Annotated in this window: 9 protein-coding genes; 3 read left to right on the forward strand and 6 right to left on the reverse strand. The window is 66.4% G+C overall.

Annotation, left to right across the window (positions count from 1 at the left end; translation table 11 throughout):
* Positions 1-38 precede the first annotated feature (38 nt).
* Positions 39-1409 carry a 30S ribosomal protein S12 methylthiotransferase RimO gene (gene rimO, locus CHB69_RS09145; protein ID WP_089215699.1) on the forward strand — a complete coding sequence of 457 codons (1371 nt, stop codon included), beginning with the start codon at positions 39-41 and terminating at the stop codon, positions 1407-1409.
* On the opposite strand, the gene CHB69_RS09150 is transcribed toward rimO, so the two are convergent.
* From CHB69_RS09150 to CHB69_RS09160, 3 genes are all read right to left on the reverse strand, one after another.
* Entirely contained in the window at positions 1388-2968 is a 1581-nt protein-coding gene (locus tag CHB69_RS09150) for a tetratricopeptide repeat protein (RefSeq protein ID WP_089215700.1), read from the reverse strand. The genes rimO and CHB69_RS09150 overlap by 22 nt on opposite strands.
* A 133-nt stretch (positions 2969-3101) precedes the next feature.
* The gene (locus CHB69_RS09155) at positions 3102-4115 is read right to left on the reverse strand and encodes an inorganic phosphate transporter (protein WP_089215701.1); all 1014 of its coding nucleotides are present in this window, start codon (positions 4113-4115) and stop codon (positions 3102-3104) included.
* Between the two features lie 14 nt (positions 4116-4129).
* A complete protein-coding gene (locus CHB69_RS09160) occupies positions 4130-5254 on the reverse strand; it encodes a DUF47 family protein (protein ID WP_170935499.1) in 1125 nt (374 codons plus the stop codon).
* 224 nt (positions 5255-5478) lie between these two features.
* Here CHB69_RS09160 and CHB69_RS09165 point away from each other — a divergent pair, with 224 nt between their 5' ends.
* On the forward strand, positions 5479-7023 hold the full coding sequence (locus tag CHB69_RS09165) for a flavin-containing monooxygenase (protein ID WP_089215748.1): 1545 nt from the start codon (positions 5479-5481) through the stop codon (positions 7021-7023).
* Positions 7024-7259: 236 nt separating this feature from the next.
* Here CHB69_RS09165 and argC read toward each other — a convergent pair whose 3' ends face one another.
* The 3 genes from argC to CHB69_RS09180 form a co-directional block, all read right to left on the reverse strand.
* On the reverse strand, positions 7260-8186 hold the full coding sequence (gene argC, locus CHB69_RS09170) for an N-acetyl-gamma-glutamyl-phosphate reductase (protein ID WP_089215702.1): 927 nt from the start codon (positions 8184-8186) through the stop codon (positions 7260-7262).
* 4 nt (positions 8187-8190) lie between these two features.
* Positions 8191-9135 carry a C40 family peptidase gene (locus CHB69_RS09175; protein WP_245836662.1) on the reverse strand — a complete coding sequence of 315 codons (945 nt, stop codon included), beginning with the start codon at positions 9133-9135 and terminating at the stop codon, positions 8191-8193.
* An 87-nt stretch (positions 9136-9222) separates the two neighbouring features.
* A complete protein-coding gene (locus CHB69_RS09180; protein WP_089215704.1) occupies positions 9223-10626 on the reverse strand; it encodes a leucyl aminopeptidase family protein in 1404 nt (467 codons plus the stop codon).
* Between the two features lie 56 nt (positions 10627-10682).
* Between CHB69_RS09180 and CHB69_RS09185 the strand changes: the two genes are divergently transcribed.
* Positions 10683-11513, forward strand: coding sequence for a DUF4163 domain-containing protein (locus CHB69_RS09185; protein ID WP_245836663.1), 831 nt, complete (start codon positions 10683-10685; stop codon positions 11511-11513).
* Positions 11514-11646 lie beyond the last annotated feature (133 nt).

Genomic DNA, 11646 nt, shown 5'->3' on the forward strand with positions numbered 1-11646 from the left:
GACAAAGCCGCAAAAATCGCCTATGGGCGCGCCCGATCATGATAACCAGGACCCTCCCCGCCCAGCCGAAAGTCGGCATGGTTTCGCTCGGCTGTCCGAAAGCGCTCGTCGACAGCGAACGGATTCTAACCAGGCTCCGCGCCGACGGCTATGGTTTGTCGCCCGACTATGCGGGCGCCGACGTCGTGCTCGTCAACACCTGCGGCTTCCTCGATTCGGCGAAGGAGGAAAGCCTCGAGGCGATCGGCGAGGCGATGGCCGAGAATGGCCGCGTCATCGTCACCGGCTGCATGGGCAATGAGGCCGAGGCGATCCGCGCGCGCTTCCCCAAGGTGCTCGCGGTCACCGGCGCGCATCAATATGAGCAGGTCGTCGATGCCGTCCACGACGCCGCACCGCCGACGCAGGGGCCGTTCGTCGATCTCGTCCCCGAGGGCGGGCTGAAGCTGACGCCGCGCCACTACAGCTATCTGAAGATCTCCGAGGGCTGCAACCATAGCTGCTCCTTCTGCATCATCCCCGACCTGCGCGGCAAGCTCGTCAGCCGCCGCATCGACGCGGTGCTGCGCGAAGCCGAAAAACTCGTCGCGGCGGGGACGAAGGAGTTGCTGGTCATCAGCCAGGATACCTCGGCCTATGGCGTCGATATCCGCCACAACCCGCGCCAGTGGCACGGTCGCGAGGTGCGCGCGCACATGACCGACCTCGCGCGCGAACTCGGCCAGCTCCGCACCGGCGAGGGCCACGCGCCGTGGGTGCGCCTCCACTATGTCTATCCCTATCCGCACGTCGATGCGGTGATCCCGTTGATGGCCGAGGGGCTGCTCACCCCCTATCTCGACATTCCCTTCCAGCACGCGAGCCCGAGCGTGCTCAAGCGCATGAAGCGCCCCGCGAACGAAGCGAAGGTGCTCGAGCGGCTCAAGGCATGGCGCGCCATCGCCCCCGACATCGCGATCCGGTCGAGCTTCGTCGTCGGCTTCCCCGGCGAGACCGAGGCGGACTTTCAATATCTCCTCGACTGGCTCGACGAAGCGCAGCTCGACCGCGTCGGCGCCTTCCGCTTCGAACCCGTCGCGGGCGCGCAGGCGAATGCGCTCGACAATCCGGTGCCCGAAGAGGTCAAGGAAGAACGCTATCAGCGGATCATGGCCAAGACCGCCGCGATCAGCGCCGCCAAGCTGGAAGCCAAAATCGGCCGCACCCTCCCCGTCATCATCGACGAGGTCGGCGAGGCCGACGAAGAGGGCAGCATCGGCGCGACCGGCCGCAGCCAGGCCGACGCGCCCGAAATCGACGGCCATGTCTATCTGCGCGACGTCGCCGCGAGCCTGAAGGCCGGCGATATCATCGATGTCGTCGTCGAGGACGCCGACGAGCATGATCTTTACGGGGTGGTCGCGGCCTGACTTTGGTTCGGCACGGCATTCCCGCCGTGCGCCGCCAGTTCTTCGCGCCTTGTTCCAAAGGCGGGAGCATATTCGAGCGGAATATCGCGCGCGACCCTTTCGAAAACGGGAGCCACATCGGCGCGCGGTCGAACCCGCAGCGCGAGCGAGGGCGTCACCGACGACGTGCCGTACAGATCGAAACTCTGCTTTTGCAGCGCTCTTATCATGGGCATCGCGCGGTATCGGTCGTTCAGTTCATTGCGGACGATCTCTGCGGCGCGATCCTCGGCGCCGCCACACAGCATGGCGGCCGCCGCCACGGGCGCCGAATCGGCCAGATGTTGCTCGACATCCATCATGACGGCCTTGGCCTCGCCCTCGCGCCCGAGCGCCGTCAACGCGCACAGCTTGGCGCGCCGCACAAGCATGCGAGCATAGCCGTTCCCACCCTCCTCGGCGATGCGTCCCGCCAATTCGGCCGCTTCCAATCCCCGCTCATATTGCCCGAGATCGACCAGCCGCTCGCCGCGATTGATCGCGAAATTGACCATCCACGCGCTTGTGGAGGGGTCGTCTGCCTGAGCGACGATGCGGTCGAAGATGTCGCCGGCCGCGTCGTGACGGCCCAGCGCATCGAGCGCATAGACTTTGGCGTTGAGCGCCCAGCCCATATCCTCCGACAAGCCGGTAAAATCAGAAGGTTGATGTTTGTCGAGAAGCGCAACGACCTCCTCGAAACGTCCGTTGCGCAGATAGGCCAGCGCCAGGCTCCTGATCGCGCCGGGCTTGTCGGGTTGACTCTGGTAATTCGCAACGGCTCGGCGGAGCTCGGCCTCGAGAAACACCTGCAGATGGAGGCCAGCCTTGGCCTCGAGCTGCGGCCAGTATTTTTCGAACCGTCGATCACCAAGCACGTCGATCACCGAATCGGCCAGCACGGTCTGATCCACCAGCTCGATGGCTCGGTCGGGGTGGCCCGCCTCGACCTCCGCGGTAAAATGATCCGACTTGATCGAGATCTGCATGTCCTCGGAAAAGCTGGCCAGATGGCCGGGCGTATCCAAGCCGCGCATCAGTGCGAGCAGTCCTTCGTAATCTTTGGCCTGGCGATGGGAGTGGAACAGGTTGCGCGCGGTTTGCGCCAGCGGCTCAGTCTGCCCTTCGGCTTCCGGAGAGTCGAGAAAGGCAATCAGGTCGGCGGAAGCGGCCGCGCGATCGCCCGCCAGCGCGGCGATGTTGATCGACGCAATCCTGTCCAGCTCGATCTTTCCCGAGCCGCGAACATATTTCAGCTTCTGATAGGCATCGGTCCAGCGCTCTTCCGAAACCGCACAACTCATCTCCGCAGCGGCGCGCATATATTTCACATTCGGATTGAAGCTGCCGCGCATCTCCATCTGCCAATAGAGCGGAACAAGGAAGCCGCAGAAGTCGGTTTCCTTGCGCTGGGCTGCGTCGGCGAAGGCGGACAACAGCTCGGCATCGGTCATGCGCGTGAAGTCGGGGCGCTCCGGCGCGGCGCCCGTCTGCGCCGCCATCGCCACGCCGAGCGAAAGCGACGCCCCCAGCAGCGCCATCAGCCGAACGACTGCGATCATTCCGGATTTCCCCTGCCTCTTACCTGCGGCCTTGCCTAGCGCGGACGCGCAGCGCGGCAAAGACCGAAGAAAAATTGCCGCCAGAATGGCACCGATCGCCGCGGAAGCGGGCTTAGAACAGCCGCGTCAGCGAATAGAAGATCGCGGCGACCACCGCGCTCGCGGGGATGGTGATGAACCAGGCGACGACGACGTTGCTCGCGACGCCCCAGCGCACCGCGCTCGCGCGGCGCGCGACGCCGGCGCCGATGATGCTGCCGGTGATCGTGTGCGTCGTCGACACCGGAATGCCGAGCAGGCTCGCGGCAAAGACCATGATCGAGCCGCCGGTCGAGGCGGCGAAGCCCTGATGGTGCGACAGCTTGGTGATCCGCCCGCCCATCGTCTCGATGATCTTCCACCCGCCCGACAAGGTCCCCAGCGCGATCGCGATATAGCAGGCGAAGGCGACCCAGTGCGGGACGTGGAAATCGCCGGTCATATAGCCGGTCGAATAGAGCAATACCGCGATCACCCCCATCGTCTTCTGCGCGTCGTTGAGCCCGTGGCTCAGCGAATAGGCTGCCGAGGAAAAGAGGTGCAGCGTGCGGAAGGTCCGCTCGGCGAATTTCGCGGTGGCACCGCGCAGCGCCCAGCTGCTCGCGAGCATCACGAGCATCGACAGCAGCATCCCGAGCAGCGGCGAGAGGAAGATCGCGATGACGGTCTTGTTGAGCCCAGACCATTCGATGCCCTCGAACCCCGCATGCGCGACCCCGGCGCCGACGATGCCGCCGACGAGCGCGTGGCTCGACGAGGAGGGAATGCCCTTGAGCCAGGTGACGACGTTCCAGAACATCGCCCCGACGAGCGCGCCGAACACCACCGCCGGCGTCACCAGATCCTTGTCGATCAGCCCCGCGCCGATCGTCTCGGCGACCTTGTGCAGCGCCGGAAAGACGAGGCTGAGGAAATAGGCCGCGAAATTGAAGAAGGCGGCGAACATCACCGCCTGCACCGGCCTGAGGAGCCGCGTCGCGACGACGGTCGCGATGCTGTTCGCGGCGTCGTGCAGGCCGTTCAGAAAATCGAACGCCAGCGCAAGGACGATCAGTCCGGCAAGGAAGGGAAAGGCGAGTTCATGCATGGCGGCGCCCCCGCTTACGCGTGGTCGATGACCAGGCCGTCGATCTCGTTCGCGACATCCTCGAATCGGTCGACGACGCGTTCGAGGTGGCTGTAAAGCTCACGCGCGATCATGAAGTGGATCGTGTTCTGCTCGCCATGTTCGCGGAACAGCCGCTTGAGCCCCGCCGCGTGGATCTCGTCGGCATGGCCTTCCATGCGCACCAGCCGCTCGGTCAGCTCGTGCAGCCGCGGGCCGTTCGCCGAAATATTGCGCAGGAGCGGCAGCGCCTCGACCGTCAGCCGCGCCGAATCGACGATGATGCCCGCGATGTCGCGCATTTCGGGATCGAATTCGCGGACGTCGTAAAGGTCGACCGCCCCCGCGGTCTTCTGCATCTCGTCGATCGCATCGTCCATCGAGGCGATCAGGTCGGTGATCGCGCTGCGGTCGAAGGGGGTCAGGAAGGTGCGGCGCACCGTCTGCAGCACTTCGCGGGTGATCGCGTCGGCGTCGTGCTCGCGCTCGACGATTTCCTGAATATGGTCCGCCATGCCGTCGCCGCCCTGGAGCAGCCGCGCGAGCGCCTCCGATCCTGCGGCGAGCGTCGCCGCATGGCGTTCGAACAGCTCGAAGAAATTGCCCTGCCGCGGCAGCAGGCGCTGGAACCAGGCGAACATGCGGCTAACCCCCGTCTTGTCTGCAATCGTATCGACGACGCCGCTCGTGCGCGCAGCCGCGCGAAAGCCGCTGTCGCCGAAGGAGCGGATCATCGCCTGCAGGTCGGGCTCATCGACGACCTCGGCGGCCTTGTCGAGCGCGAACCAGCGCCGCTCGCGCTCGTCCTGCTCCTTCCATTCGCCGAGTTCCTTGGTCACCGCGAGCGGAAACACCTCGACGTTGAGCATCACCGACGCGCCATTGGCGCGGCGCTTGCGATAATGATAGCTGCCGATCGCGGTCGGGCAGACCGCGCCGAGCACTCCGGCTTCCTCCTCGGCCTCGATCGCCGCCGAGGCGTGGCGCGACAGGCCGGTGAGCGGATTGCCCTTGGGAATCACCCAGCGCCCGGTGCCGCGCGAGGTGATGAGCAATATCTCGGTCGGGCCGTCGCGCCCGGGGCCGCCGAAGCGATAGGGGAGAACCGCGATCTGTCGCATGACGCCTCCTCCTTTCCTGACCGGCGGCCGGGGGCAGCGGCCGTTGATGACAATTGGGTGACGCCCCTATGACAATATCGTGACAGCGGCAATGGGCTGCGTTCCAGGCCTCGCAGTTTCCGTAAACGTCAATTCGATTGCAAAATGCAACGCTATGCGTAAGCTGCTGCTCGAAGCGAGCCAGGGCACCGACCCGCTCGATAGTAAAAACGGGAGACATGATGATGGCAGGCACGGCGACGGAGGAACGCCCCGCGCAGGCAAAGGCTGCCCCGGTCGATCAGGATGTGCTGATCGTCGGCGCCGGCATCTCGGGCATCGGCATGGCAGTGCATCTGCAACTGCATTCGCCTGACCGCAGTTTCGCGCTGGTCGAGCGCCGCGCCAATCTGGGCGGCACCTGGGACCTGTTCCGCTATCCCGGCATCCGCTCGGACAGCGACATGCACACGCTGGGCTTCGTCTTCGAGCCGTGGAAGCATGAAAAGTCGATCGCCGACGGCCCCGCCATCCTCGATTATCTCAATCGCATCGTCGACGAGCGCCGCATCCGCGAGCGCATCCGCTTCAACCGCAAGGTCGTCAGCGCCGACTGGAGCAGCGCCGACGCGCGCTGGACGGTGACGCTCGAGGACGAAAGCGGCGCAACCTCGACCACCACCGCGCGCTGGCTCTATCTCGGCTCGGGCTATTACGACTATGACGAACCCTATGACGCCAACTTCGCGGGGCGCGAGGATTTCGAGGGTCAGATCGTCCACCCGCAATTCTGGCCCGAAAATCTCGACTATGCCGGCAAGCGCGTCGTGGTGATCGGATCGGGGGCGACCGCGGTCACCATCGTCCCGTCGATCGCCGGCAAGGCGGCGCATGTGACGATGCTGCAGCGCACCCCGACCTGGTATGCGATCCGCCCCGCCAAGGACGCGCTCGCCAATTTCCTGCGCAAGATCCTGCCCGAAAAGCTCGCCTATCGGATCACCCGCTTCAAGAATATCCGGCTGCAGGACATCGTCTTCCGCCGCGCGCGCGAAAAGCCCGAAAAGGTCGCCGATTTCCTGACCAAAAAGCTGAAGGAAGCGCTCGGCGACCGCTATGACCCGGTCGCCTTCACCCCGCCCTATAATCCGTGGGAACAAAGGCTGTGTCTCGTCCCCGACGCCGATTTCTTCGAAGCGATGAAGGCCGACAAGGCATCGGTCGTCACCGACCATATCGAGCGCTTCGACAAGAGCGGCATTCAGCTCAAGTCGGGCCGCCACCTCGACGCCGACATCATCATCACGGCAACCGGCCTGAAGCTGGCGGTGGCGGGCAAGATTCCGGTGCGCGTCGACGGCGACCTCATCGACTGGAGCGAGCATTTCTATTACAAGGCGTGCATGTTCTCGAACGTGCCGAATTTCTCGGCGGTGTTCGGCTATCTCAACGCGAGCTGGACGCTGCGCGCCGATATCGTGTCCGAATATGTCTGCCGCGTCCTCAACCACATGCGCGACACCCGCACCGAGGTCGCAACGCCGCTCCTCGCCGATCCGTCGAGCCTGACCGAAGAGAATATCTTCGATTTCTCGTCGGGCTATATCCAGCGCGCGCTGCACATCATGCCGAAGAGCGCGGTCGATCTGCCGTGGCGGCTCAGCCAGAATTATGTGCAGGACCGGATCGACATGAAGAGCGGGCCGGTCGACGACGGTGTGCTGCGCTTCGGCCATGCGCGCACCTCCGCCGCCGCAGCCGCGCCGGCCGAACTCGAAGCGGCCGAATAAGCCTAGCGCCGGCGGGAAGCGAGACCTGCGCTAGAGCAAGATCAGCTTTGACTGAATAAGCCGTGTGCTCCCGCGCAGGCGGGAGCCCATCTCCCGACCCTTCTGCCTTGAACCCGCCGGAGATGGGTCCCCGCCTTCAGCCTCTGGCTGAAGTTTATCCTGAGCGCCTGCCAAGGCAGACGAAGGGCGGGGACACACGCGCTTTCTCAAGCGCTTCATTCAAAGATGATCGGGATCTAAAGCCGCAGCCCCGCGGTTTCGGGCAGGCCCGCCATGATGTTCAGATTCTGGACGCAGGCGCCGCTCGCGCCCTTGCCCAGATTGTCGAGCCGCGCGACGAGGCGCGCCTGGCTGCCGTCGCCATTGGCAAAGACGAACAGGTCGAGCCGGTCGCTGCCGCCGTCCGAGGCGCGCAGCAGCATCTCGCCGTCGGCGGGCGCTTCGCCCATCCCCACGATCGGGCTGCCGGCATAATATTCGGCGAGCGCGGCGCGCAGCGCATCGGGCGTCGCCGCGCCGGGCATCGCGCCGAGCGGCAGCGGCACCTCGACCACCATGCCGCGATGCGCGGGGATCACCGCGGGCGAAAAGAGCGGCGCGACGGCAAGCCCGCAGCGCGCCTGCATCTCGGGGACATGCTTGTGCCCGAGCGCCAGCGCATAACCGCGCCACGCGATGTCGCGATCGGCCTCGAAGCGCTCGATCAGCGCCTTGCCGCCGCCCGAATAGCCGCTGACCGCGTTGCAGCTATAGGGCCAGTCGGCGGGAAGCAGCCCGGCGCGGACCAGCGGCGCGACGAGCGCGATGAAGCCCGTCGAATAGCAGCCGGGGTTCGACACGCGCATCGCCGCGGCGACCGCGTCGTGGCCGCTGACTTCGGGCAGGCCATAGACCCAGCCCGGCGCGACGCGGTGCGCGGTCGAGGCGTCGATGACGCGAGTCCGATCATTGTCGATCATCGCGGCCGCCTCGCGCGCGGCATCGTCGGGCAGGCAGAGGATAACGAAATCGGCCTCGTTCAGCGCCTCGCGCCGCGCGGCGGCCTCCTTGCGCCGCGCTTCGTCCAGGCGCAGCAGCGTAAACTCGCTCCGTCCCGCGAGCCGCTCGGCGATTTCCAGCCCCGTGGTTCCGGCCGCGCCGTCGATGAAGACCGTCTGCGTCATCGCCTCAACGCACCCGCTTCATGCCGCTGACCGCGGGGTCGTGCCCCTCGGCCGCGAAGCGCGCAATGACGTCGGCGAGCGGTTCGGCGGCGACCGACATGCTGTGCTTGCTCGCATGTATCAGCGTGTCGCGGTCGGCCATGATCCCGACATGGCCGGGAAAGAAGACCAGGTCGCCGCGCGCCAGGCCGGCGGGCGCGACATCCTTGTCGCTGCCGAGCGCCGCGAGTTGCAGGTCGCTGTCGCGCGGCAGATGGATGCCCGCCGCGCTCCATGCGAGCTGGACGAGCCCCGAACAGTCGATCCCCTGCGCGGTGCGCCCGCCCCAATGATAGGGCGTCCCGATCATCGCTTCGGCGACCGCGGCGGGATCGGCGTCGAATGCGTCGATCTCCGCGAGCGCGTCCATCTCGATATAGCCGTGGACCGTGCGCAGCCAGTCGCCCTGCACCTCGCCCATCACCAGCGCACCATAGGGCAGGATCGCCGACCCGCCGCTTGCCGCGTCGGGGGCGGAATGAAGGCGCGCCTCGGCGGCCGCGACGCGGTGCGTCGGCGCGATCGGGTTGCCGAGCGCATTGGCGGCCAGATAGCCGACATAATGGTCGGCAAGGCCATAGCCCCACGCCCAGCCGCCGGTGACGTCGAGCAACGCGAAGCCTTCGCCGAACAGCAGCTCGCTCGTCTGCTCGGCATCGAGCGATGGTGCGGCGCGTATCGCGGCCGAGGGCAGGACGCAGCTCGTCATCTTGGGCGCGGCATAATGCGGCGCGAAATGGGTCCCCGCGACCGCGATGTCGGCGAGGTCGGGGCGGATCGCGACGATGCGCGGGTCGAAATCCTGCGCGACGCCGGCGAGCCCGAAGCGGTCGCGGCCCGCGCCGGCAGCGCCGGGGCGCCCCATGCGCACCCGGTTCAATGCTGAATTATCGCCCTTGTTCGCGGTCACATCTCGTCCTGTGCAAAGCCAAAGATCCGCGGGATCGCGGACAATCGCGCGGCATTAGACCAGCGCGCCGCGCTTGATCAAGCGGGTTCAGCCGCGGCCGCGGCGGTCGTAGCGCGCCTGCAGCATCGCCCACGCCGCGCGCAGACCCAGTGCCGCGCCGCCCTTCGGGCGCCCGGGTTTCGCCGTCGGACGCCAGGCGAAAGTATCGAAATGCGCCCAGCGCGTATCGTCGGGGACGAAGCGTTTCAGGAACAGCGCTGCGGTGATCGACCCCGCAAAGGCCGAGCTGCCCGCATTGCCGAGGTCGGCGATGTCGGTTTCGAGGAGGTCGGCATAGCCGTCCCACAGCGGCATCCGCCAGACGGGATCGTCGCGGTCGGTGCCGCCCGCGATCAGGTCGGCAGCAAGCGCATCGTCATTGGCATAGAGCGCGGGCAGGTCGGGACCGAGCGCGACGCGCGCGGCGCCGGTCAGCGTCGCGAAATCGACGATCAGTTCGGGCTTGTCCTCGCCCGCTTTGGCGAGCGCGTCGCCGAGCACCAGCCGGCCTTCGGCATCGGTGTTGCCGATCTCGACCGTCAGTCCCTTGCGGCTCTTGAGCACGTCGCCGGGGCGGAAGGCATCCGACGAAATCGCATTTTCGGCCGCGGCGACAAGGCAGTGAAGGCGGATCGGCAACCCGGTCGCCATCACCAGCTCGGCAAGCGCAAGGACGTGCGCGGCGCCGCCCATATCCTTCTTCATCAGCCGCATTCCCGCCGCGGGCTTGATGTCGAGCCCGCCGCTGTCGAAGGCGATCCCCTTGCCGACGAGCGCGACGCGCGGATGATCCTCCTTGCCCCAGACGATCTCGATCAGCCGCGGCGCATGATGCTTGGCGGCGGCACGGCCCACCGCGTGGATCATCGGATAGCCCTGTTCGAGCGCCTCGCCCTTGGTGACGGCCAGCGTCGCGCCATGCGCCTTCGCGATCCGCGCGGCCTCCTTTTCGAGCGCCGCCGGTCCCATGTCGGCGGCGGGGGTGTTGACGAGGTCGCGGACGAGCGCGGTCGCGCGCGCTTCGGCGACCATCGGCGCGATCGCACCGACGTCGGCGGTCAGCAGCACGCGCGGACCGCGCGCCTCCTCCCTGGTGCGATAGCTGTCGAAGCGATATTGCCCGCTCATCCAGCCGAACAGCGCCTTGCCCGGCTGCCGCCCCTCGATGCGATAGCGCCCTTCGGGAAGCACCTGCCCCAGCTTGGCGAGACACCAGGCCGACAGATTCTCGACATCGGCGACGGTCGTGACGACCGACCAGCTTTCGGCATCGTCGCCCGGCAGGATCGCATGGGCGTAAGCGTCGGGCTTGTAGGCGGCGGCGGCGAGCGCGGCGCGTTCGCGCGCGCTGCGGCCGGTCAGCCACGCATCATAGCTCTTCTTGTCGACGAGATGGATGGCGCGCGCATCCTGCCCCTTGTCGGGCTGGATCAGGTCGGAATAGTCGATCATGCTCCATCTGCCTAAGCCGATAGGGAAACTTTGTCGATTCCCGGCGTTGTTCGGCCATGACGATGTTCTCCCGCTCCTCCGCCGCGCTCGTCCTGACCGGCGCGCTGTTCGCCGCCGGCTGCTCGGAAAAGCCGCAGTCCCCCGCCGAAAAAATGGCAGCCGCTTCGGTGCCGGGCGCCCCGCCCGACGGCGCGAAGGACATTGCCGCGAAGGAAGCCACTGAGTCCGAGGTCAAGCTGTCGAACGACCTCATCGAATTCGCCTATGCCTATCCGCGCGAGGCGGCGCGCATCCCCGATCTCGCGGCGTGGCTCGACAATGATCGCGAAAAGCAGCGCGAAGCGCTGATCGAAACGGCGAAGCGCGACAAGGACGACGCCGAAAAGAACGGCTTTCCCTATCATCCGCACAGCCATCTTCAGACGTGGAAGCGCGTCGCGAGCACCCCGCGCTTCCTCAGCCTGTCGGCCGAGATCGACACCTATATGGGCGGCGCGCACGGGATGCACAGCTTCGACTCGCTCGTCTGGGATCGCAATCATGCCAAGCGGCTGAAGCCGCTCGACCTGTTCGAAAGCGGCGAAGCGTTCGACCGGGCGGTCAACGACGATCTGTGCGCCGGCGTCGAGCGCGCCAAGGCGGCGAAGGGCATCGACTGGTCGCGCGACCCCGACAGCAGCTTCGGCCAATGCCCCTCCGCATCGGCGCAGACGATCCGGCTCGGCTCGACCGACAGCAAATATCTCGACCGCATGACGATCGCCATCGCCCCCTATGAAGTCGGCCCCTATGCCGAGGGCAGCTACACGATCAACCTGCCGGTGACCGCGGCGGTCGTCCACGCGCTGAAGGACGAATATCAGCGCGATTTCCTGCCGATTAATTGACGGAAGGAGGCGATTGTCCCGCTCGTGGATACGGCGACTTTCGGGCGATACCAGTCGTAGGGACGAGGAAGCCCCTCCCCTGAAGGGGAGGGGCTTAATAGGATCGCTATGTCCCCTCCCAACCCCAAAGCCG

The organism is Sphingopyxis indica (genome assembly GCF_900188185.1).
Classification (GTDB): Bacteria; Pseudomonadota; Alphaproteobacteria; order Sphingomonadales; family Sphingomonadaceae; genus Sphingopyxis; species Sphingopyxis indica.